Below are 21,780 nucleotides of genomic sequence, written 5' to 3'. Positions count from 1 at the left end.
TATCTGCGGCCGGGGGTCCGGGGGTTGCCCCCGGACCCCCGGCCTTCACCACGTCCGCGCTGTGAGCCTTCCACACGGTTCCGTTCACGCGCCGGGAAGCGAGGCTCCCGGTTCGCGCCGGAGAAAGTCCAGGCGCGCCCGCCGAGAATCCATGGACAGGCGCACGCCCGCATCACTAAGCACGCGTGCATGAGCTCACCGACACGACGCAGGAGAACACCGACCCGACTGAGAGCGGCCGTGGCCGTCGCCCTCCTCGGGCTCGCGGCGGCGCTCGCCGGGCCCGTCGGCAGCGCGCACGGCTCCCCGGCCGACGGCGTGGAGCGGACGACCGTCGGCGACGTCACCGGCTTCGCGGCCGCCGGGCCCGCCGCCTACCGGCTGACCGCCGGCAGCGCCCAGGCGCGCGTCACCTTCGCCTCCGCCGACACCTTCCGGATCGAACTCGCCCCCGACGGCGCCTTCACCGACCCCACCGGCAAGGACATCGTCCTGCCGCAGGGCGCGCCGCCGCGTACCCGCTGGAAGGACAAGGGCGACCGCTACGACCTGAGCACCTCCGCCGTCACCCTGCGCGCGTACAAATCCCCGCTGCGCTTCGAACTCCGCCGCGCGGACGGCACCCGCGTCTGGGCCGAGACCAAGGGGCTGAGCTGGGACAAGGACAGCACGACCCAGACCCTCGCCCGCGGCGCCCGCGAGCAGTTCTACGGCGGCGGGATGCAGAACGGCCGCGGCAACACCTCGCACCGGGGCAAGACGGTCGAGGTGGGCGTCGACTACAACTGGGACGACGGGGGCCACCCCAACTCCGTGCCGTACTACCTCTCCTCGGCCGGTTACGGCGTCTTCCGCAATACCTACGCCCCCGGCACGTACGCCTTCGGCGACCCCGTGACGACCACCGAGAAGGAGCGGCGCTTCGACGCGTACTACTTCGCCGGGCCCACGGCCAAGGACGTCATCGGGCAGTACACGAAGCTGACCGGCCGCCCCTTCCTGCCGCCGGTCTACGGCCTGGAGATCGGCGACTCCGACTGCTATCTGCACAACGCCAACCGCGGCGAACGGCACACCCTGGACGCCCTGAAGGTGGCCGACGGCTATACGGCCAACGACATGCCGAACGGCTGGATGCTCGTCAACGACGGCTACGGCTGCGGCTACGAGAACCTGCCCGAGGTGAACAAGGGCCTGGCCGACCACAAGACGAAGATGGGCCTGTGGACCCAGGACGGCCTGGCGAAGCTCGCCGACCAGGTCAAGGCCGGCCAGCGGGTGGCCAAGCTCGACGTCGCCTGGGTCGGCGACGGCTACAAGTTCGCCCTCGACGGCTGCAAGGACGCGTACAAGGGCATCGAGGACAACAGCGACGCCCGCGGCTTCACCTGGGCGCCGGAGAGCTGGTCGGGCGCGCAGCGCTGCGGGGTCCAGTGGTCGGGCGACCAGAAGGGCTCGTGGGAATACATCCGCTGGCAGATCCCGACGTACGCGGGCGCCACGATGTCCGGCCTCGCGTACACCACGGGCGACGTCGACGGCATCTTCGCCGGCAGCCCGAAAACGTATGTCCGCGACCTCCAGTGGAAGGCGTTCCTGCCGGCCGTGATGACCATGGACGGCTGGGCGCCCAGCGACAAGCAGCCCTACCGGTACGGCGATCCGTACACCTCGATCAACCGCAAGTACCTCAAGCTCAAGGAGTCGCTGCTGCCGTACATGTACTCCTACGCGGCGGAGGCGCACCGCACCGGCGTCGGCCCGGTGCGGCCGCTCGCGCTGGAGTACCCGGACGACCCCAAGGCGTCGTCCGACGCCGCCACGTACGAGTTCCTTTCGGGCCAGGACTTCCTCGTGGCACCGGTCTACGAGGACACCGAGGTCCGCAACGGCATCTATCTCCCCAAGGGCACCTGGACCGACTACTGGACGGGCCGCACCTACGAGGGCCCGCGGACGCTGGACGGATACCGCGCGCCGCTCGACACCCTGCCGCTGTTCGTGAAGGCGGGTGCGAGCATCCCGATGTGGCCCGGGATCCGGTCGTACGAGGACCGCACGCCGTCCTCACCGCTCGCCTGGGACGTCTATCCGCGGGGCCGGTCGTCGTTCACGCTCTATGAGGACGACGGCATCACCCGGGCCCACCGCGCGGGCGCTTACGCCCAGCAGAAGCTGACGGTCCACGCGCCGCGCGCGGGGCGGGGCACGGTGACCCTGGACGTCAGCGCCTCCAAGGGCGACTTCCGCGGCAAGCAGGCTGCCCGGCCGTACGAGTTCACGGTGCACGGCGGCACGGCCCCGGCGTCGGTGACGCTGGACGGCCGCACCCTGCCCCGGCTCTCCGGCGCGGGCGGCCAGGGCGCGGGCTGGTGGTACGACGGCTCCGACCGCGGCGGTGTGGTGCACGTGCGGACGGCGGCGCTGCCGACGGACCGCGCGTTCACGGTGGCGCTGCGGGGAGCGAGCGCGATCTGATCCACGGGACCGGGCTCCCGTCGGGACGGGCGGGGGCCCGGCCCCCTGGATCACCACAGATCCCGCCGCTCCGCGATCGGGTCGCCGTCGTAGGGATCGTGGGCCGTGAGGTTGTCCGCCGCCGGGTGCGTGCGCCCGGCCGGGCCCCTCGCGAAGGTGTGGAAGAGGTTGGCGGTGACCTGGGCCGTGAAGCGCGCGGTGGCCGGGGGGATGCCGTGGCCGCCGTCGCCGGTGAGGGACTCGACCCAGCGCATGGTGCCGGTGTTGAAGACGCCCGCGCCGCCGGGGGCCGTGTAGTAGGCGGAGTCGGCGAAGGTCCGTACGCCCCGGCACACCAGCCGGGAGTGGGCGACGATCTCGATCGGGCGCGGTGTGGCCTGCCCGGCGCCCACGCGGTCGTATTCGGTGCCCACCAGATTGCGGAAGGCCGTGCCGCGCGCGACGCCGGTGCCCTCGAAGAGCCAGTGGCCGGGTTCGGTGACCACGTAGTCGGCGGTCGTCGGGTTGGCTTCGTAGAGCGTCCCGGTCAGCGAGTTCTCCGGCACGGCGTGCGGAGGTTCGCGCCAGTCCGTGGTGACGGCGGTGTCGTCCTTGCCGCACATCGGGTCCCGCGCCCAGTCGCTCTTGTAGCAGACGACCAGGCGGCGGTCGCCCGTGGCGGTGTGCTCGAGGCGGACGCGCCGGAAGCAGGCGTTCGCGCCCAGGAAGGCGATGTTGGTGCCGGCGTCGCGCGCGGCCGTGACCCGGGCGCGCATCGCGGGCGTCCAGTATTCGTCGTGGCCCAGCGAGACGATGCCGTGCGCGCCGCTGAGCAGGTGCGGTTCGCGGTCGATGTCCATGGTCGTGACGTACGCCAGCGGCAGGCCGAGCCGCTCGGCGAGGGCGATGGCGGGCTGCTCGTACGTCGTGAACAGCGGCGCGCCGTCGCCGTCGTAGGGGCGGTCGCAACTGGCCGCGAGGGAACGGTTGGTGTCGTCGCCCTTGCCGCCGGGGCCGTGGTAGAGGCTGTGGCCGCCCCAGGTGTTGTACGCCTGCCACGTGCCGACCGCGTTGACGAGCACGAGCCTGCCGTCCGTGCGCGAGGAACGCACGGTCACCGGTACGTACCGCTGCTCCCCGGAGGCGGCGGTGAGCCGGATCAGGTACGCGCCCTCCGGCCAGCCGCGGGTGGGGATCTCCAGCGAGGGCGGCCAGGCGGCCGCGACGGTGCGGGTGGCGCCGGTGACCGGGGGAAGCGGCCGCACGGTGCCCGGTACGGCCTCCGAGGCCCATACCTTGCGCGCCTGGGCGCCTCCGTACCAGCCCATGCGGAACGCCTCGGCGCGGAACTCCCGCGCGGTGGTGGAGACATGCAGCCGCAGCGACTCCCCCGGCAGCACGCTCACCTGGTCGGCATACCCCTCGACGGCCCGGTCCGCGCCGCGTCGCAGCCCCCAGTCGCGGTCCCCCGGCCGTTCGTTCTCCGCCACGACCGACCGGGCGGTGCCCGGCTCCCGTTGCCGCGTGCCGTCCGGCCCGGAACACCCGGCGACGACCGCGCCGGCGCCCGCCCCGGCGACAGCGCCGAGGAAGTGCCGCCGGTCCCACGGGTGCTCGGACATGACCCTCCCATTGCGCGCGGGGGCCCGCGGCGGCGCAAGCGGGGGCCGAGGGCGACTGCTCCGTCCGGGCGGACGGCTATGTCTGCCGGGCGGGGCCGGCGGAGGGGGAGGCGCCACGGGCGGCGCTCACCGTTCGGGCCCGCCTGAGGCGTCGGCCGGGCTCCGTCCCCGGTCACGGTCCTGCTCACGGCTCCGGGCACGGTCCTGGGATGATCGGTGCCTGGCCGGCTGCCCGATCGGCCGGGCCGCGCGTGAGTAGGGAGAAGCTGTGCTGGGAGCCTTCGAGGCCCACCGTTCCGTGAAGAAGGCCGAGCGCGCCTGGAAGCAGGGAGTGGCGCTGCTGCGGAGGGACGATCTCGACGCCGCTGCCACGCTGTTCGAGGAGGCCGTGCTGCACGACCCCACCGCCGCCGACGCCTGGCTGGGCCTGCACGCCACGGCCCGCCGGGAGGAGGAGGCCCTCGCGGCCATGAACGAGCACGTGGCCACGTTCGGCGCCCTCCAGCAGAAGTACGGGATGCCGCTGACGTCGTGGTACTACGTCGGCGGGTACGTCCAGACGGAGCTCGTGATCGCCGACGACCTGTGGTTCGCGAACGTGGCCCAGCTGCTGGACGAGGAGGAGTACGAGCGGGCGGCACAGGCGCTGGCCCGGCCGCCGTACGAGAACGACGCGCTCCGGTTGCTGCGCGTGCGCCTCGCCCATGAGACCGGCGACTGGCCCGGGGTGCTGACGTGGGCCCGTGCCATCGAGGACGAGGGCATGGCCGCCGAGGAGGCGAACCTGTACGTCGGGGCGGCGCACCTGCACCGCGCGGAATACCACGAGGCCCTGCGGATCCTGGCACCGATGCCCCGGCACCTCGACTCCGGCGACACGTTCGAGGCCGCGGTGTCCTACTACCGCGGGGCGGCGTGCGAGGGGCTCGGCGATCCGGACGCGGCGCTGGGGCACTATCAGCACGCGCACCGCCTCGACCCCGGCCTGGCCGACGTGGCGGAGGTCATCCAGGAGCTGCTGGGCGAGGGCGGGGCCGGGGAGGGGGACATGGCCACGAAGGACACCCCTGCGGCCACGAGGCCCACCGCGGTGCCCGTGCCGGACGAGGCGCGCGCGGCGCTCCTCACGCAGGCCCAGGAGGCGCTGGACGCCATGATCGGCCTGGAGCCGGTCAAGCGCCAGGTCCGCACGCTCATCGCGCAGTTGCGCATGGTGGCCCTGCGCGAGGAGCAGGGGCTGCCGGCCGCGGCGCGCCCCCAACACTTCGTGTTCGCCGGCCCGCCCGGCACGGGCAAGACCACCGTCGCCCGGATCATCGGGAAGGTCTTCGCCGGACTGGGCCTGCTCCGGAGCGGGCACGTCGTCGAGGCGCAGCGCGTCGACCTCGTCGGCCAGTACCTCGGGGCGACCGCCATCAAGACGACCGAGGCGATCGATTCGGCCATGGACGGCGTGCTGTTCGTCGACGAGGCGTACGCCTTGGTCAACAGCGGCTACGACGGGGGCGACGCGTTCGGCTCGGAGGCCGTGCAGGTGCTGCTGAAGCGGGCGGAGGACGACCGGGACCGGCTCGTGGTGGTCCTCGCGGGCTACCGCAAGGAGATGGCCGAGCTCCTGAGCACCAACCCCGGTCTGGCCTCGCGCTTCACGACCCGGGTGGACTTCCCCTCGTACTCGGCGGAGGAACTGCTGCTCATAGCCGAGTCGTTGATCGGTCAGCAGGGCGACACGGTGGACCCGGCCGCCCGGGCCGTGCTCGCCGGGTGCTTCACCGAGGCGCTCGACCGGGAGCTCGGCGAGAAGCTCGGCAACGGCCGCTTCGCCCGCGAGCTCTGCCAGAAGGCCGCCGCCGTACGGGACCTGCGGGTCGCGGCCGTTCTGGAGGAGGGCCGCACGCCGACGCGTGAGGAGATCACGACGCTGCTCGCCGAGGACATCGCGAGCGCCTATCGGGAGCTGGCGGAGCCGCACCTGGGTGCGGCTGCGGAGTGATCCCGCGGGTGGCGCCGTGTGCGCCACCGGTGTTCCCGGTCCGCCGGACGGGCCACGGCAGCGGCTCGTCCGGCGGATCGGGGAGGCGTTCCTAGAGCGCTACGCCCAGCAGCGCGTCCGCCGCGCGGGAGACCAGGCCGGGCGCTCCCTCGTCCGTGCCGCCGTCGGTGGCCTGGGCCGCGGCCCAGGCGTCGATGGCGGCGAGGGCGCGCGGAGCGTCGAGGTCGTCCGCGAGGGCCTCGCGGATCTCCTCCACCAGGGCGTCGGCCGACGGCCCGTCGGGCCGCGAGACGGCCGCGCGCCAGCGGGCGAGCCGCTCCTGCGCCTCGGCCAGGACGGAGTCGGTCCACTCCCAGTCGGCGCGGTAGTGGTGGGACAGCAGGGCCAGCCGGATCGCGGCCGGGTCGACGCCCTCGCGGCGCAGCGCGGAAACGAAGACGAGGTTGCCCCGGGACTTGGACATCTTCTCGCCGTCGAGGGCGACCATCCCGGCGTGCACGTACGCCTGGGCGTAGGGGTGCTCGCCGGTCAGCGCCTGGGCGTGCGAGGCGCCCATCTCGTGGTGCGGGAAGACCAGGTCGGAGCCGCCGCCCTGGAGGTCGAAGCCCATGCCGAGGTGGTCGAGGGCGATGGCGACGCACTCGATGTGCCAGCCGGGGCGGCCGGGGCCGAGGGTGGCCCCGTCCCAGCTGGGCTCGCCCGGGCGGGCGGCCATCCACAGCATCGGGTCGAGGGGGTTCTTCTTGCCGGGGCGCTCCGGGTCGCCGCCGCGCTCGGCGGACAGCAGCCGCATCGCCTCGGCGTCGAGCCCGGAGACACTGCCGAAGGCGGGGTCGGCGGCGACGGAGAAGTAGATGTCGCCCTCGAGTTCATAGGCGGCACCGGCGTCCCGCAGCCGCTCCACCAGGGGGACGATCTTCGGTATCGACTCCACGGCGCCGACGTAGTGCCGGGGCGGGAGCATCCGCAGGGCGGTCATGTCCTCGCGGAAGAGTGCGGTCTCGCGCTCGGCGAGGGCGGTCCAGTCCTCGCCGTCACGCACGGCCCGCTCCAGCAGCGGGTCGTCGATGTCGGTGACGTTCTGGACGTAGTGAACCTGCCGCTTGGTGTCGAGCCACACGCGCTGCACGAGGTCGAACGCGTTGTAGGTCGCCGCGTGACCCATGTGGGTCGCGTCGTACGGCGTGATGCCGCACACATAGATACGGGCGACGGGGCCGGGGACGAGGGTCACCCGTCCACCGGTCGCGGTGTCGTGGATCCGGAGGTCGCGGCCACTGCCAGGCAGGGCGGGAACCTCAGAAGCGGGCCAGGCATACATGACATGAGCGTAACCGGACGCATGTTCCGGATACGAACCGGATCCGGCTGTTGGCCGAATCAGCTGTCTTGCGCGGGGCGCCGCGCTGTGCCTTCGGTGTGAGCCGGTCTTCGGGCGCGGGTCCGTCGCGGCCTGCGGCGGGGGCGCCCTTCGGGCACGTCCTCGGACGCCGGACGGGCTGATCGTGCGGACCGTGGCCCGTAGCTTTACGAGCCCACGGCCCGTGCGATCCAGCCCGTCCGGCGTTTGAGGACACCGCGCGCCGGCGCGGTCGGCGGGGGCTGCGGGCTCCCTCAGTCCGGGAAGGGGCGGGGCGGGAAAAGAAGCCCGCCGCGGGCGCGGACCGGCCCCCGGCCGGGGATCCGGGCCGGTTACACCGGCGGCCAGGGGATGGCCGGCCACTGCCCGCTCGGCTCGCGGTGCCGTCCCGTGCGCAGCAGGTCGGCGACCCGCTCGCGCAGCGCGGCGATCTCCGCGGGGGTGATCAGTTCGGCGAGGCGCACGGCCAAGGGGCTTCCGTCGGCCAGATCGGCCGAAAGTCGCCGTAGCGCCTCGATCGCCTCCTCGGGCAGCGGCTCGCCCGCCCAGCCCCACAGCAGCGTGCGCAGCTTGTCGTCGGCGTTGAAGGTCACGCCGTGGTCGATGGCGTAGAGCCGGCCGTCGGCGGCGGGCAGCAGGTGGCCGCCCTTGCGGTCACCGTTGTTGATCACCGCGTCGAGCACGGCGAGGCGGCGCAGCCGCTCGTCGTCGGCGTGCACGAGCAGCGCGGTGCGCTCCTCCCCCACGTCGGCGAAGCCCACGGCCTTCCAGCCCTGCCCGGGCTCCTCGCCGTCGACGAGAGCCAGGAGCCGGCCGTCGGCCTCGTCCTCGGACGCCTCGACCCACAGCTGGACCATGCCCTCGCCGTACGGGCCGTCGCGCAGCACGGTGGGCGGGACCAGCCCCCACCCCATGGCCTCGGAGAGCTCGTACGCCGCGACCTCGCGCTGGGCGAGCGTGCCGTCGGGGAAGTCCCACAGGGGGCGCTCCCCGGCGACCGGTTTGTAGACACAGGCGGCGCTCACGCCCTCGTACTCGACCGTGCAGTAGAGGACGGCGTTGGACGCCTCGCGGACCCGGCCGCGCACCGTGAGCTCGCCCAGGGTGAGCAGCTCGTGCGGGGTCACGCTCCGCGGCGGTATCCGTTCTGGCGCGGACATACGTGTCCCTCCGGGTCGAGCGGCAGGCTGCACAGGGGGCAGGGCGGGCGGCCGGCGTTGACGACCTCCAGGGCGCGCTTGGCGAACGCGCGGGCCATGGCGCCGGTGAGCCGTACGCGCAGCATGGGCGGGCCGTTCGCCTCGTCCTGGAGCAGCCGCTCCTCGGCCTCGGCCAGGTCCTCGTCGGTGTCCGCGTCCAGCTCGACGAGCGCCTGGGCCTCCACGATCATCCGCTGGCCCTCGCCGTCCCAGGCCAGGGCCATGGTGCCGACGCGGAACTCCTCCTCGACGGGGGACTCCAGCGGCGCGGTGTCGCTGATCTCGGTGGGTGCCACGGCGGGCACCGGGGCATTGCCGCCGGTGCGCCGGACGACCTCGTCCAGCAGCTCGTCGATGCGCTCGGCGAGCGCCTCCACCTGCGCCTTCTCCAGGGCGACGCTGGTGGTCCGGCCGGCCGCGGTGGCCTGGAGGAAGAAAGTGCGGCGGCCCGGCAGCCCGACCGTACCGGCGACGAAACGGTCCGGCGGGTCATAGAGGAACACCTGACGGGACAACGTCCTGCTCCCTTTGGTTCGGGGGGTCGGCTGGTGGTCTCAGGTGGCCGGCGGAAACGGCTGGGGGCCGGCCTTCCGTGCGCTGATCACGGGTGGAACGGCGGCCGGGGCCGCGCCACCACCCTACTGCGCACGGCGATCACGGTGCTCCCGCCCCGCCCCCTACGACGCCGTCGGCGCCGGGCACCGCGGGCGCCTCCTCGGCGGGGGCGAGGTTGCGCAGGTCGCCGGTGTCGCCGAGGCGCACCAGGAAGGGGCGCAGCCGGGTGTAGCGGATGGCCGTGACGGAGCAGGGGTCGACGGCGATCCGCTGGAAGAGGTCGAGGTGGGTGCCGAGGGCGTCGGCGACGAGGGACTTGATGATGTCGCCGTGCGAGCACATGAGGTAGACGGCCTCGGGGCCGTGCTCCTCCTCGATCCGGGCGTTCCACTCCCGCACGGCGTCGAGGGCGCGTGCCTGCATGGCGCGTACGGACTCGCCGCCGGGGAAGGCCGCGGCGGAGGGGTGCCGCTGGACGACCTCCCAGAGGGGTTCCTCGGTGAGTTCGGCGATCTTGCGGCCGGACCAGTCGCCGTAGTGGCACTCGCCGATCCGGTCGTCGGTGTGCACGGGCAGCGCGGGCCGGGCGGCGAGCAGCGGTGCGAGGGTCTCCCGGCAGCGCTGGAGCGGGCTGGAGACGGCGGCGGCGAGCGGGAGTTGCGCGAGCCGGGCGGGCAGGGCGGCGGCCTGGGCGGCGCCGCGCTCGTCCAGGGCGACGCCGGGGGTCCACCCTGCGAGGACTCCGCCGGTGTTGGCGGTGGACCGGCCGTGCCGGAGCAGGATCAGCGTGGGCATGCCGTTCACCTTAGGCGGTGGGCGGCGGGGGTCGCTGCCCGTCCTGTCGGGCCGTGGACTCCCTGTCCCCGGACGGGCTTGGTGTTCCGGGGGTGGACAACGGCACAATGCACGCGTGATCGTGGACTGCGCTATCTACCGTGACGGACGCCGCACCGAGGGGCCCGCCGACTTCTCCGACGCGCTCGACGAGGCGCGGGCGGAGGGCCACTCCTTCCTCTGGATCGGGCTGCACGAGCCCACGGAGAAGGAGTTCGAGCTGGTGACCAGCGAGTTCGGGCTGCACCCGCTGGCCGTCGAGGACGCCTTGAAGGCCCATCAGCGGCCGAAGCTGGAGGTCTACGAGGACTCCCTGTTCGTCGTGCTCAAGCCCGTCACCTACGACGACGACGCGGACACCGTCACCACCAGCGAGCTGATGCTCTTCCTCGGCGACTCCTTCGTGGTGACCGTGCGGCACGGCGAGGGCAGCCCGCTGGCCGAGGTGCGCCACCGGCTGGAGCAGGAGCCGGAGGTGCTCCGGCACGGGCCCGCGGCGGTGCTGTACGCGGTGAGCGACGCGATCGTGGACCAGTACATCGACGTGGCGACGGAGCTCCAGGCGGACCTGGAGGAGCTGGAGACGGAGGTCTTCGCCCCGGTGGGCAAGGACTCCAAGAACACGGCGTCGCGGATCTATGCGTTCAAGCGCCAGGTCATGGAGTTCCGGCGGGCGTCGGGGCCCCTGACGGAGCCGATGGCACGGCTGACGGGCGCGGGCGTGCCCTTTGTGCCGGAGCCTTCGCGTCCGTTCTTCCGCGACGTGAGCGACCACCTCACGCGGGCGAACGAGTACGTGGACGGCCTGGACCGGCTGCTCACCGACATACTGTCCGCGCACCTGGCACAGGTGGGCGTCCAGCAGAACGACGACATGCGCAAGATCTCCGCGTGGGCGGCGATGGCGGCGGTCCCGACGATGATCGCCGGCATCTACGGCATGAACTTCCACGACATGCCGGAACTGCGGCAGCCCTGGGGGTACCCGGCGGCGGTCGTGCTGATGGCGGGTCTGGTCTTCTGGCTGCACCGCTACTTCAAGCGGCGCGGGTGGCTCTGACCCAGGGCACGGCACGCACGCCGCCCGGCGTGTCGAAGGTGCGGCAAAGCTCGCCGCGAGGCGTAACCCCTCGGCCGTACGGGCGTTGTGTTCTGTACCGGCCGTGGCGGGGAAGACACCCCGAGCCCCCACCACGGCCGTAGACCCGATCCGAGGAACCCCCCGCTACGCCAGCCCGGCGCGCTCCAGGGCGGTCACGCCCGCGCGCAGGCTCGCGATCCGCTCGTCCAGGGTGAAGCCCGCGGGGGCCAGCGAGAGAGTGGTCACCCCGGCGTCGGCGTACGCCTGCATCCGGTCGGCCACGCGCTCCACGGGCCCGAGCAGGGTGGTGGAGTCGATCAGCTCGCGCGGGACGGCCGCGGCGGCGCCCTGCTTGTCCCCGGAGAGGTACTTCTCCTGGATCTCGGCGGCGGCCTTCTCGTAACCCATGCGCTGGGCCAGCTTGTTGTAGAAGTTCTGCTTGGCGCTGCCCATGCCGCCGACATAGAGGGCGGTGTAGGGGCGGAAGAGGTCGGCCAGGGCGTTGACGTCGTCGCCCACGGCCATCGGTACGGTCGGGGCCAGGTCGAAGCCGTCGAGGTCCTTGCCGATCCTGGCGCGGCCCGCGCGCAGGGCGCCCAGGGTGGTCTCCTCGGCGTGCTCGGGCGCGAAGAAGACGACGAGGGCGCCGTCGGCGATCTCACCGGTCTGTTCGAGGTTCTTGGGGCCGATGGCGGCGATGTAGAGCGGGATGCGCTCGCGCACGGGGTGGACGGTCAGCTTGATCGGCTTGCCGGGGCCGCCGGGGAGCGGGAGCGTCCAGTGCTCACCGTCGTGGGTGACGCGCTCGCGGGACATGGCCTTGCGGACGATGTCGACGTATTCGCGGGTCCGGGCGAGCGGCTTGTCGAACTTCACGCCGTACCAGCCCTCGGAGACCTGCGGGCCGGACACGCCGAGGCCGAGCCGGAAGCGGCCGCCGGAGAGCGAGTCGAGGGTGGCCGCGGTCATCGCGGTCATCGTGGGCGTACGGGCCGGGATCTGGAAGATCGCCGAACCGATGTCGATCCGCTCGGTCTGCGCCGCGACCCAGGACAGGACGGTGGGCGCGTCGGAGCCGTACGCCTCGGCGGCCCAGCAGACCGCGTAGCCGAGGCGGTCGGCCTCACGGGCGACCTCGAGGTTGTCGGCGTCCATCCCGGCTCCCCAGTAGCCGAGGTTGATCCCGAGCCTCATACGACTCATAACCGGTCCCCTTACCCATCAGTAACGTCGCTGTTCCGGCGAGCGTAGCGCGCCGACCAGGGGTACGTCATCGGCGAGTTGTCCACAGGCCGCCGCCGGGAGTTGTCCACAGGCGGACACGGGGCGCGCCGCGGCCAGTAACCTCAGCGCTCATGGAGCAAAGGCAGCTGGGCCGCACGGGCCTGCGGGTATCCCGGATCGGGCTGGGCACGCTCACCTGGGGGCGGGATACCGGCGAGCCGGATGCCGCCGATCAGCTCAAGACGTTCTGGGAGGCGGGCGGCACGCTCGTCGACACCGCGGACGTCTACGCGGACGGCGGCGCCGAGTATCTGCTCGGCCGGCTGCTGGAGGATCTGGTGCCGCGGCGCGACCTGGTCATCGCGACGAAGTCCGGCAGCGTCCTCGACACCGACCGGCGGTTCGACGGCTCGCGGGGCCATCTCCTCGCCGCGCTCGACGCCTCCCTGGAGCGGCTCGGCACGGATTACGTCGACCTGTGGCAGGTCCACGCCTTCGACCCGCACACCCCGCTCGAGGAGACCCTCCAGGCGCTCGACATGGCCGTCAGCAGCGGCCGCGCCCGTTACGCCGGAGTCTCCAACTTCTGCGGCTGGCAGCTCGCCAAGGCGGCCACCTGGCAGCTGGCCGCGCCCGGTGTGCGGACCCGGCTGGCCAGCACGCAGATGGAGTATTCGCTGCTCCAGCGGGGCATCGAGCGCGAGGTGCTGCCCGCCGCGCTCGACCTGGGCATCGGGATCCTGCCGTCCTCGCCGCTCGGCCGCGGCGTGCTCACGGGGAAGTACCGCCACGCGACCCCGGCCGACTCCCGGGGCGCGTCCGAGCACCTGGCCCCCTTCGTCGCCCCGTATCTCGACGAGCCCGCGGGCCGCGTCGTCGACGCCGTCGCCACGGCGGCTGACGGGCTCGCCACGACGTCCCTGAAGGTGGCCCTGGCCTGGGTGCGGGACCGGCCCGGAGTGGTCGCCCCGATCATCGGCGCGCGCAACGAGCAGCAGCTCAGAGCGGCATTGTCAGTGGAAGCCCTTACGCTTCCGGACGAGATCTGCCAGGCGCTCGACGATGTGTCGGCCCCTGTGCACCGCTACCCCGATCAGGACTGGAGCACCCTGTGAGCACCGACCGCCGCCCCGTCCCGCCGGCCCCCCAGGGGGACGACGAGCCCCAGGGGTTCCGTGGCGCACCGTCACCCGACGCGGTCCCGGCCGAGGCGGTCCCGGCGGAGGCTCCGGCGGGCGCGGGCGGCACGGAAGGCGCCGATGCCCAGGACCCCGCCGGGTCCGGGAAGCGGTCGGCCGTGGCCGAGGCACTGGCCGCCGCCGTGCGGGCCGTGGAGAGCGGCGAGCGGTCGGCCGCCTCGTATTTCAACGAGCGGAGCCGTCCGGCTCCCGCGGCCCGCAAGCCCTCCGCCCCGCGCGCGGACGCGCCCACGGCGGGCCCCGCCGTCGCCGCCCCGCGCCGCCCGCTGTCGGACGCGGCGCTCGCCGAGGGGCTCGGCGGCGTTCGGGAAGTGCTCGCCGCCGGGGGCGCCCCGGAGCAGCTCGCCGTGCGAGCGGTCGAGACGCTGGGCGAGCAGGCGGGCGCGCTCCTGCGCGACGACCCCTGGCAGCTGCTGGCCGTGCCGGGCGTGCGCCCCGAGCAGGCCGACGGCTTCGCGCGGGCACTGCTGGGCCCGGAGTGCGGCCCCGGCGACGAGCGCCGTGCCGCCGCTCTGACCGGCTGGCTGCTGGAGCGCGCCGCGCTCGAAGGGCACACGGTGCTGGAGGCGCCGGCCCTGCGCGAGGCCCTCGCCCGGCACGCGGTCCCCGACCCGGACGAGGCACTCCAGAGCGCCATCGCCGAGGGCGCGGTGCTGGTCTTCCAGGAAGCGCTGGAGTCCCCGGCCACCGGCGCCCGGGGCACACGGGCCACGGAGGACGGCGAGGAGCAGGAAACCCCGGTCCGCCTGCTCCTGGGCCTGGACCGCTACGCGATGGCGGAGGAAAGCCTGGCTGACGGCCTGGCGCGGCTGATCAGCACGTTCATGGCGCGGACCGGCGCGGAGGGGGCGGAGCCCGCCGACGACACGGCGGGTGATGGCGCGGAGCCCGAGACCGGCGGTACGGCGGATGGCCACCCGGCCGGTGGCGGTACAGCTGCGGCCGAGGCAGACGCCGGCACGGCCGGAGCGAGGGCCGAGGCCGGCACGGCAGTTGGCGGCACGGCGGGCACCGAAGCCGAGGGCGACGGCGACGGCGACGGCGACGGCGACGGCGACGGCGACGGCGACGGCGACGGCGACACGGCGAACGGCGGGACGGCCGGAGCGGAGACCGCCGCCGGCGCGACCGATGGCAACGCGGCCGGAGCCGACGGCGGCACGGCCGGAGCGGGAGCAGCCGACAGCACCTCCGGAGCAGAAGCCGGGGACGGCACGACCGGTGGCGGCGGAGCCGAAGCCGACGGCGGCACGGCCGGAGCAGTTGCCCACGCCGATCGCGCCACAACCGAGCCCGGCGCGACCGGCGCCGAGTCAGGCAGCGGCACAGCCGGAGCGGGCGCGGACGAGGCCATGACCGGCGCGGAAGGGGCGGAGCCCGCCGACGACACGGCGGGAGCAGAGACCGACGCCACTGGCAGCACGACCGGAGCCGAGCCCCTCAGCCGAGCCGCCGGAGCCGACGCCACCGCGGCGGATGACGGAACGGCCGATGGCCGGGCGACCGCCGAAGGCGACGCCCACGGCGGCAGCCGTGCAGGCGCGGCCGACCCCTGGGCGGCCCTCGCCGAGGCGGCCACGGACGCCTCGGCGCCCGCCTCGGCCAAGGAGTTGATCCAGGCCGTCGCCGGGGCCGGGCTGGTGACGCACAGCGGTGGGGAAGCCTCGCGTGCCGAGGTCGCCGCGCTGGTCGGCGCGGCGCGCGCCGTCGGGCTGCGCGCCTGGATCGCCGTGCACGCCGAGGGCGGCCGGCGGGCGGAGGCCCTCGACGGGACCGGAGCGGTGACCCTCACCGGCCTGCTGTCCGGCCTGGAGGGCCCCGGTCGCGACGCCGACGGCTCGCTCGCCCTCGATGTGCTCGCCGTCCTGGACGCCCCGCAGCTCGATGTCGAGACGGCGGCCGTGCTCGTGGAGTCCCTGGCGGACGGCACCCGGCTGGTGCTGAGCGGCGACCCGGGCGTGCTCCGGTCGGCCGGGCCGGGCAGGGTGTTCGCCGATGTGGTGGCCGCCCACGCCTGCCCCACCGTCGTCTCGCGTACCCCGGACCCGGGCCCGCTCGGGGAGCTGGTGTCGGGCATCGGCATCGGCGAGTTGACCAAGGTGGACGCCCCCGGCAAGGAGGTCGTGATCGTCCCGGTCCGGGATCCGGGCGAGGCCGTGCACCGCACGGTCCAGCTCGTCGCGGACTCCGTCCCCAGGGCGATCGGCGTGCCCGCCGAGCAGACCCAGGTCATCACCCCGGGCCACGGCGGCCCCGCGGGCACGCGCGCGCTCAACGCGGCGCTGAAGGAGCGGCTGAACCCCGGCCCCGGCCGGTTCGGCGGCTTCGACCCGGGCGACCGGGTGGCGTACGTCCCGGCACCCGGCCGCATGATCCCCGGCACCGTGCTCTCCGCGGACGCGGAAGGGCTGCGCCTGGACTGCGCGGGCACGCCCGTGGTCGTGCCGAAGGAGCTCGTCGGCGGGGCCGTGCGGCACGGCTGGGCCGTCACCGCCCACCAGGCGGCCGGCCTGCGCTGGCCCGCGGCCGTGGTCGTGCTGCCGGGCGACGCCGCGCGGACGCTGACGCGGTCGTGGGTCTATACGGCCTTCGGCAGGGCGGAGCGCCACCTGTCGGTCGTGCAGGGGGTCGACCAGGCGCTGCCGCGCGCCGTGGCCGAGGTCCCGGCGAAGGAGCGGACGACGCGGCTGAAGTCCCTGCTCCGGGCCCAGCACCAGTCCGGCTGACCCGGCACGCCGTACGGGGCTCGGCGCGCCGGCCCCGTACGGCACCCGTGGATCTCCGCGGATCAGCGCCCGGAGGCGCTCCCCCCGCCCCGTACGGCCCCGTCCTCGTCGTCGAAGGTGTCGTCGTCCAGGCCGTCCTCGTCCGGGTCCGCCTCCTCGTCGAAGACGGCGCTGACGTCGAAGCGGCAGATGACCCGCTGGGGGTCCGCCTGGTCGAAGGGGGCGGCCAGCCAGTCCCCCGGCTCGGCGGGGCTGTCGGCCGCGGCGACCCAGAGCGTGGAGTCACCTTCCTCCAAGCCGAACTCCTTGTGCCGCGAGGCGATCTCGTCCGGTTCGTACTCCCCGAACAGCACGCCGAGGGCGGCGTGCACACTGCTGCCGACGACGCCCGCCGTGCTGCCGGGGGCGCCCGTGTCCGGTTCGACGTCGGGGTCCAGGTCGGCGACCCGCTGGGCCTGAGCGAGCAGCCGCGGGGGCTCGACCACCGCGTAGTCCCGGCGGATCAGGACGCTCAGCGCGCTCGGCTCCTCCGGCCCGGCATAGGCCGGCAGGGTGTCGTCGCCCGGGATCTCGAAGGGCGTGACCTCGTCATAGACGTCGTAGAGCAGCTCGTCGTACGCCTCGGCTGTCGCGGCCAGCTCGTTGAACGCGGCGTAGACGGCCGGGTCGTCCTCCCCCGACCGGCGTTCGACGGCGTCGAGGTGACGGTCCAGCGCGGCTTTGACCGCCTCGGCGGCGGCGCGTACCTCGGCAGCGGATGGCTGCGCAGCATCAGACATAGTGCAGACGCTATCCGCACCGGGCCGGTTCCCGCACAATAGATGCGATGCCGGAATACGAATTCTGCGATGTGTATGTGCCGAGGGGTGTCTCCCGAGGGGCGGCCACACGCTTGCTGACCGACCACGCCGAGTACGGACACTGGGAGTTGGACCGACTGCGTCTCAATCCCGACGGCAGCCGCAAGGTGCGGCTGCGCCGTCGGATCATCCGCCAGCTGCGCGCGACCTGGTGACAGCACGAACGGAGCGGGCCCCGCGACCGCGGGGCCCGCTCCGTGCTGACGCAGTCAGCCCTGTGTGTCCGGATCAGTTCTGCGCGGCGCGGGCGCGGCGGTAGAGCACCGCACCACCGAGCAGCAGACCGGCGCTGGCGGCACCGGCCATGCCGAGCTGGCCCGCGCCGGTGTGCGCGAGCTGGGCGGCCTTGGTCACCGGGGCGGCGGCGACGTCGAGGACGCCGGCCTCCTGGCGCGCGGGCTTCACCGCGGCGGCCGGGTGGACGGCCGGGGCGAGGTGCGCCGGGTGCACGTCGGCCGGCTGGTGACCGGCCGGGTGCTGGGCCGGACCGTGGTCGCCCGGCTTGTGGTCACCGGGCTTGTGGTCGCCCGGCTTGTGGTCGCCGGGGTGGTGGTCGCCCGGCTTGTGGCCGTGGTCGTGGTCCTCGTCGCAGGGGGGCTGGTGCTCCCCCGGCTTGCCCGGCTTGTGCGGCGGCCTGTGCTCCCCGCCGTTGTCGCCCCCGTGGTGGTCGTGACCACCATTGTTGACGCAGTCGTTGCCGGTGGCGGAGTTGCCGACACCGACGACGTTGACGCTGTTGCCACAGGCGTTGACCGGCACCTCCACCGGCACCTGCGCGGTGTTCCCGGAGATCACGCCGGGCGAACCGACACTGGCGCCCTGCGCACCCGCGCCACCGTGGCCGCCGTGCTCACCCTTGCCGTGGTCGTGGTCACCGTGGCCGCCTCCGTGACCCTGGTGGACGTGGCCGCCACCGCTGTTGAAGCAGTGGTTGCCCACGGCGGGGTTGAGGGCCCCGATCACCGTCACGGTGTTGCCGCAGGCGTTGATCGGGACGTGCACGGGGACCTGGACGGTGTTGCCGGACGCGACGCCCGGGGAGTTCACCGCGGCACCGCGGGCGCCGGAGTCCGCGGTGGCGATGCCACCGGTCATGGCGATGACGCCGGTCGCGGCCGCCACCGTGATCAGGCTCTTTTTGGTCACGTGTCGCATGAGTTCTGTACTGCCTCTCTAGACCTTCTTGCGGGATGCGCACGGGATGGATACCCACGCGCGAAAGTCCAGCGGCTCCGGAGCAGCGCGAGGCGCACACTCCGGAGCCGCCTTCACACCCTTACGGGTTGAGGCACAACGTCACTCGTTGACGCACGTGTTGCCAAAGGTGGGGTTCAGCAGCCCGACGATGTTGATGGAGTTGCCACAGACGTTCACCGGAACCTCGATGGGCGCCTGGATCACGTTGCCGGCGACAACACCGGGCGAGTTCACCGCGGCGCCCTGGGCACCCGAGTCGGCGGCGGCGATGCCCGCGCCCGCGAGCACGAGACCACCGGTGGCAGCCGCAGCGGCGGCAACCTTCTTGAGCATTGGATCCTCCTTGTTGGCAATGCGGTCCCAGCCGCGGACCGCACACCTGTAACGACGAGGAGGTAATCGGGCTACGCAACCCTATGATCGTTCACACTTTTCGGTTAACTCAGCACAGATTTACGAGGTTTCAGCTCTCGTCGAGGAACCGGTCGAGCACCCGTGCCCCGAATTTCAGCCCTTCCACCGGCACCCGCTCGTCCACACCGTGGAACATCCCGGCGAAATCCAGCTCCGGCGGCAGCTGGAGCGGAGCGAAGCCGAATCCGCGGATACCGAGGTCGTCGAACGACTTGGCGTCGGTGCCGCCCGAGAGCATGTACGGCACCGCGCGCGCGATCGGGTCCTCGGCCCGCAGGGCCTTCTGCATGGCGTCGACCAGGTCGCCGTCGAAGGTCGTCTCCAGCGCCTTGTCCGCGTGCACGTCCTCGCGCTTGACCCGCGGCCCGAGGATCCGGTCGAGGTCGGCGAGGAACTCCTCCTCGTACCCCGGCAGGAAGCGCCCGTCGACGTGCGCGGTGGCCTGGCCCGGGATCACGTTGACCTTGTAGCCCGCGCCGAGCATCGTCGGGGCCGCGGTGTTCCGCAGGGTGGTGCCGATCATCTTGGCGATGCCGCCGAGCTTGACCAGCGTGGTCTCCATGTCATCCGGGTCGAGCGGGGTGCCGAGGGCGTCGGACAGCTCGTCGAGGAAGGACCGCACGGTCTTGGTCACCCGGACCGGGAACTCGTGCCGCCCCAGCCGCCCGACCGCCTCGCACAGCTCCGTGATCGCGTTGTCGGTGTTGGTCATCGAGCCGTGCCCCGCGGTCCCGTCCACGGTGAGCCGCATCCAGTGCATGCCCTTCTGGGCGGTCTCGACGAGATAGAGGCGCAGGTTCTCGTTGACCGTGAAGGAGAAGCCGCCGACCTCGCTGATCGCCTCGGTGACCCCTTCGAAGAGCCCCGGGTGCTTGTCCACCAGATAGCGGGCGCCGTACACCCCGCCCGCCTCCTCGTCGGCGAGGAAGGCGACCACGACGTCGCGCGGCGGCTTGCGCCCGGAGCGCATGCGGTCGCGGACGACCGCGAGCGTCATCGCGTCCATGTCCTTCATGTCGACCGCGCCGCGCCCCCACAGGCAGCCGTCCGCGATCTCGCCCGCGAAGGGGTGGTGGGTCCAGTCCTCGGCGTTCGCCGGCACGACGTCGGTGTGGCCATGGATGAGCAGGGCGGGCCGCGACGGGTCCTCGCCCTCGATCCGGGCCACGGTCGAGGCCCGCCCCTTGTGGGACTCGAAGATCTGCGGCTCCAGCCCGACCTCGGCCAGCTTCTCCGCGACGTACTCGGCGGCGGCGCGCTCGCCCGGCCCGGAGTGGTCGCCGTAATTGCTGGTGTCGATGCGGATCAGATCGCGGCAGAGGTCGACGACCTCGTCCTCGGCGCTCCTGCCCGGCCCGTTACCGACGGGCTTCGACTCGCTCACGCTGCCTCCTCTGGTTCGCTGCCGCGTCCCGCCCCTGCGGGGCGGCCCACGGCGTGGTCCTCCGCCATCCTCTCTCTCCCGTCTCCGCAGCCCAAGGCCGCAATGCTCCCGACATACGCCCGTCACGCCGGCCCGGCCGCCGCCACCGACCGCGTGATCGAGCACTCCAGATCTTTGGTATTGTTTTCCTCGTCGGAAGGGGAACAGCCCGGAAGACAAAACACCTGGTCCGGGTGGCGGAATGGCAGACGCGCTAGCTTGAGGTGCTAGTGCCCTTTATCGGGCGTGGGGGTTCAAGTCCCCCCTCGGACACCAGCAGAGACCCCAGTTCACCTGGGGTTTTTTGCTTTCCCGGGCAGTGGCGTGACCAACCACGTGACCAACGGCCCAGCAAACTTGCCCCTAGACCAGGGCAGACAGGCCGATCCGGCCCGCTCCGGAGGCGGCCAGGCGCCGCGCTCCGTCCTTCCGTGAGTGCCCGTACCGGGCCATGGTGTAGCCCGGCGAGTGGTGCCGGACGTTCGCCGAGACCTCCACGGGGTTCTCCCCGGCCTCCAGATCGTTCGTGACCTTGCTGTGCCGCCAGTCGTGAATGCGGAACTCATCCGGCAGCTTCAGCCGCGTCCGCAGGGTCCGCCAACGGGCGGAGACCTTCTCCGGGTCCTGGGGACCTCCGGCCTCGCCCCGGTAGAGCTTGAAGCCGTCCCGGGCGAACACCAGGTCGTGATCCACCCACGTATCCCCGAGCCGTTCCCGCTCGGCGTCCTGCCGCTGCTTCTGCCACTTCAGGACGTTCATCACGGACTGATCCACGTAGATGACGGCGTTGTCGTCGCCGTCCTTGGTCAGCTTCCGCAGCCGGTAGGAATTGCCCTCCTCGACCACGACCCAGCCCAGTTCGATGGCTCCCTCGTCCCAGCGGACGAGGGACCACTTCATCCCCAGGGCCTCACTGCGCCGGACACCGGTGGCGACGTACACGCTCCACAGGGGCGCGTCCCGCAGGCAGTGATGGGTCAGGCCGCCGTCGCAGGCCCGGTTCCCGCACGGCTCCCACACCGCCGACAGGAACCGGCTCGACTGGTCGTCATCCAGGGTCGGGTACCTCGACTCCTGGGCTCTGATCTGCCGCTGCGTGGGCGGGTGTGCCGTGGAGGCCGGGTTGGCCGGTATCAGCTTCGGCACGGCCGCCCCGAGAGCGCCGGAGAGGATGTTGTGCACGTGCCGGACGCTCTTGGCGCCGAGCGGCTTGCCCTTGTTGGTCGGGCAGGGCGCAATCTCCAGCAGGCGGTACAGGTCGTCCAGGGTGTCGTCCGTGACCTCGCACAGCTTCACGCCGCCTATGTGCGGCTTGATGTGCAGACGGATCTTCGTCTCGTACCCGGCTACGGTTGTCCCCTCCTTTCTGTGGTTCGCCAGCCACTTGTCCAGCCACTCGCCCAGCTTCATGTCCGACCGGGCCGCGACCTTCCCGGCCTCGTGGTCGGTGATCCACTTCCGGAGTGCCCTTTCCGCCTCGGTCTTGGTCTTGAGCTCCCGGCCTATCCAGTAGCGGACCTTCTTCCCCTGTGATTTGTCGAAATGGAGTGGGGTTCGTACGCCCCAAGTGTTCGGCCGCCCCGTCCGCTTGATCTCCACGGGGGTGCTGCCGAGCCCATTGCCACGCTTCGCCAAC

Annotated in this window: 17 protein-coding genes and 1 tRNA gene; 7 read left to right on the top strand and 11 right to left on the bottom strand. The window is 72.9% G+C overall.

The genetic code is table 11. The features are described from left to right. Nucleotides 1–189 precede the first annotated feature (189 nt). The gene (locus ACH427_RS24665; protein ID WP_398872582.1) at nucleotides 190–2,478 is read left to right on the top strand and encodes a TIM-barrel domain-containing protein; all 2,289 of its coding nucleotides are present in this window, start codon (nucleotides 190–192) and stop codon (nucleotides 2,476–2,478) included. Nucleotides 2,479–2,528: 50 nt separating this feature from the next. Here the strand turns inward: ACH427_RS24665 and ACH427_RS24660 are convergent, their stop codons facing one another. After that, complete coding sequence (locus ACH427_RS24660) at nucleotides 2,529–4,079, bottom strand: N,N-dimethylformamidase beta subunit family domain-containing protein (protein WP_398872580.1); 1,551 nt, start codon at nucleotides 4,077–4,079, stop codon at nucleotides 2,529–2,531. A 268-nt stretch (nucleotides 4,080–4,347) separates the two neighbouring features. On the opposite strand from ACH427_RS24660, the gene ACH427_RS24655 reads away from it, so the two are divergent. Further along, on the top strand, nucleotides 4,348–6,072 hold the full coding sequence (locus tag ACH427_RS24655; protein ID WP_398872578.1) for an AAA family ATPase: 1,725 nt from the start codon (nucleotides 4,348–4,350) through the stop codon (nucleotides 6,070–6,072). 91 nt (nucleotides 6,073–6,163) lie between these two features. On the opposite strand, the gene mshC is transcribed toward ACH427_RS24655, so the two are convergent. From mshC to ACH427_RS24635, 4 genes are all read right to left on the bottom strand, one after another. Next, nucleotides 6,164–7,393: a cysteine--1-D-myo-inosityl 2-amino-2-deoxy-alpha-D-glucopyranoside ligase gene (mshC, locus tag ACH427_RS24650; RefSeq protein ID WP_398872576.1), complete on the bottom strand. Its 1,230-nt coding sequence runs from the start codon at nucleotides 7,391–7,393 to the stop codon at nucleotides 6,164–6,166. A 371-nt stretch (nucleotides 7,394–7,764) separates the two neighbouring features. Then, complete coding sequence (locus ACH427_RS24645) at nucleotides 7,765–8,592, bottom strand: SCO1664 family protein (protein WP_398872574.1); 828 nt, start codon at nucleotides 8,590–8,592, stop codon at nucleotides 7,765–7,767. Next, entirely contained in the window at nucleotides 8,556–9,146 is a 591-nt protein-coding gene (locus tag ACH427_RS24640) for a DUF3090 domain-containing protein (RefSeq protein ID WP_398872572.1), read from the bottom strand. Before ACH427_RS24640 ends, ACH427_RS24645 begins: the two co-directional genes overlap by 37 nt. A gap of 139 nt (nucleotides 9,147–9,285) precedes the next feature. Next, nucleotides 9,286–9,981: a histidine phosphatase family protein gene (locus ACH427_RS24635; RefSeq protein ID WP_398872570.1), complete on the bottom strand. Its 696-nt coding sequence runs from the start codon at nucleotides 9,979–9,981 to the stop codon at nucleotides 9,286–9,288. A gap of 115 nt (nucleotides 9,982–10,096) precedes the next feature. Between ACH427_RS24635 and corA the strand changes: the two genes are divergently transcribed. After that, nucleotides 10,097–11,080 (top strand): magnesium/cobalt transporter CorA, encoded by a 984-nt coding sequence (corA, locus tag ACH427_RS24630; protein ID WP_398872568.1) that lies wholly within the window; start codon nucleotides 10,097–10,099, stop codon nucleotides 11,078–11,080. Between the two features lie 165 nt (nucleotides 11,081–11,245). On the opposite strand, the gene ACH427_RS24625 is transcribed toward corA, so the two are convergent. Further along, nucleotides 11,246–12,295, bottom strand: a complete 1,050-nt coding sequence (locus tag ACH427_RS24625) for an LLM class F420-dependent oxidoreductase (RefSeq protein ID WP_398872733.1) — start codon at nucleotides 12,293–12,295, stop codon at nucleotides 11,246–11,248. Nucleotides 12,296–12,456: 161 nt separating this feature from the next. Here ACH427_RS24625 and ACH427_RS24620 point away from each other — a divergent pair, with 161 nt between their 5' ends. Together ACH427_RS24620 and ACH427_RS24615 are read left to right on the top strand one after the other, a co-directional pair. Continuing rightward, on the top strand, nucleotides 12,457–13,440 hold the full coding sequence (locus tag ACH427_RS24620; RefSeq protein ID WP_398872566.1) for an aldo/keto reductase: 984 nt from the start codon (nucleotides 12,457–12,459) through the stop codon (nucleotides 13,438–13,440). Next, nucleotides 13,437–16,250, top strand: coding sequence for a helix-hairpin-helix domain-containing protein (locus ACH427_RS24615; protein WP_398872564.1), 2,814 nt, complete (start codon nucleotides 13,437–13,439; stop codon nucleotides 16,248–16,250). Before ACH427_RS24620 ends, ACH427_RS24615 begins: the two co-directional genes overlap by 4 nt. 62 nt (nucleotides 16,251–16,312) lie before the next feature. Here ACH427_RS24615 and ACH427_RS24610 read toward each other — a convergent pair whose 3' ends face one another. Continuing rightward, nucleotides 16,313–17,029: a hypothetical protein gene (locus tag ACH427_RS24610; RefSeq protein ID WP_398872562.1), complete on the bottom strand. Its 717-nt coding sequence runs from the start codon at nucleotides 17,027–17,029 to the stop codon at nucleotides 16,313–16,315. 47 nt (nucleotides 17,030–17,076) lie between these two features. On the opposite strand from ACH427_RS24610, the gene ACH427_RS24605 reads away from it, so the two are divergent. Beyond that, entirely contained in the window at nucleotides 17,077–17,265 is a 189-nt protein-coding gene (locus ACH427_RS24605) for a DUF5703 family protein (RefSeq protein ID WP_398872561.1), read from the top strand. A gap of 73 nt (nucleotides 17,266–17,338) precedes the next feature. Here ACH427_RS24605 and ACH427_RS24600 read toward each other — a convergent pair whose 3' ends face one another. From ACH427_RS24600 to ACH427_RS24590, 3 genes are all read right to left on the bottom strand, one after another. Next, the gene (locus ACH427_RS24600; protein ID WP_398872559.1) at nucleotides 17,339–18,265 is read right to left on the bottom strand and encodes a chaplin; all 927 of its coding nucleotides are present in this window, start codon (nucleotides 18,263–18,265) and stop codon (nucleotides 17,339–17,341) included. A 141-nt stretch (nucleotides 18,266–18,406) separates the two neighbouring features. Continuing rightward, nucleotides 18,407–18,640 (bottom strand): chaplin, encoded by a 234-nt coding sequence (locus ACH427_RS24595; RefSeq protein WP_398872557.1) that lies wholly within the window; start codon nucleotides 18,638–18,640, stop codon nucleotides 18,407–18,409. A 130-nt stretch (nucleotides 18,641–18,770) separates the two neighbouring features. Next, nucleotides 18,771–20,105, bottom strand: coding sequence for a M20/M25/M40 family metallo-hydrolase (locus ACH427_RS24590; RefSeq protein WP_398872555.1), 1,335 nt, complete (start codon nucleotides 20,103–20,105; stop codon nucleotides 18,771–18,773). 227 nt (nucleotides 20,106–20,332) lie between these two features. On the opposite strand from ACH427_RS24590, the gene ACH427_RS24585 reads away from it, so the two are divergent. Further along, a tRNA-Leu gene (locus ACH427_RS24585) sits at nucleotides 20,333–20,420 on the top strand. Nucleotides 20,421–20,507: 87 nt separating this feature from the next. On the opposite strand, the gene ACH427_RS24580 is transcribed toward ACH427_RS24585, so the two are convergent. Then, a complete protein-coding gene (locus ACH427_RS24580) occupies nucleotides 20,508–21,779 on the bottom strand; it encodes a tyrosine-type recombinase/integrase (protein ID WP_398872553.1) in 1,272 nt (423 codons plus the stop codon). Between the last annotated feature and the right edge of the window lies 1 nt (nucleotide 21,780).

The sequence above is a fragment of the Streptomyces sp. NPDC020379 genome, from assembly GCF_044387105.1.
Classification (GTDB): Bacteria; Actinomycetota; Actinomycetes; order Streptomycetales; family Streptomycetaceae; genus Streptomyces.
This window is presented reverse-complemented; position numbering and strand designations above follow the sequence as displayed.

Bases quoted from the DNA above. Each gene is read 5' to 3' on its own strand.
- ACH427_RS24625 (WP_398872733.1), bottom strand. From the start codon at position 12,295: ATGAGGCTCGGGATCAACCTCGGCTACTGGGGAGCCGGGATGGACGCC.
- ACH427_RS24635 (WP_398872570.1), bottom strand. From the start codon at position 9,981: ATGCCCACGCTGATCCTGCTCCGGCACGGCCGGTCCACCGCCAACACC.
- ACH427_RS24645 (WP_398872574.1), bottom strand. From the start codon at position 8,592: ATGTCCGCGCCAGAACGGATACCGCCGCGGAGCGTGACCCCGCACGAG.
- ACH427_RS24620 (WP_398872566.1), top strand. From the start codon at position 12,457: ATGGAGCAAAGGCAGCTGGGCCGCACGGGCCTGCGGGTATCCCGGATC.
- ACH427_RS24660 (WP_398872580.1), bottom strand. From the start codon at position 4,079: ATGTCCGAGCACCCGTGGGACCGGCGGCACTTCCTCGGCGCTGTCGCC.
- ACH427_RS24605 (WP_398872561.1), top strand. From the start codon at position 17,077: ATGCCGGAATACGAATTCTGCGATGTGTATGTGCCGAGGGGTGTCTCC.
- ACH427_RS24595 (WP_398872557.1), bottom strand. From the start codon at position 18,640: ATGCTCAAGAAGGTTGCCGCCGCTGCGGCTGCCACCGGTGGTCTCGTG.
- mshC (WP_398872576.1), bottom strand. From the start codon at position 7,393: ATGTATGCCTGGCCCGCTTCTGAGGTTCCCGCCCTGCCTGGCAGTGGC.
- ACH427_RS24610 (WP_398872562.1), bottom strand. From the start codon at position 17,029: ATGTCTGATGCTGCGCAGCCATCCGCTGCCGAGGTACGCGCCGCCGCC.
- ACH427_RS24600 (WP_398872559.1), bottom strand. From the start codon at position 18,265: ATGCGACACGTGACCAAAAAGAGCCTGATCACGGTGGCGGCCGCGACC.
- ACH427_RS24665 (WP_398872582.1), top strand. From the start codon at position 190: ATGAGCTCACCGACACGACGCAGGAGAACACCGACCCGACTGAGAGCG.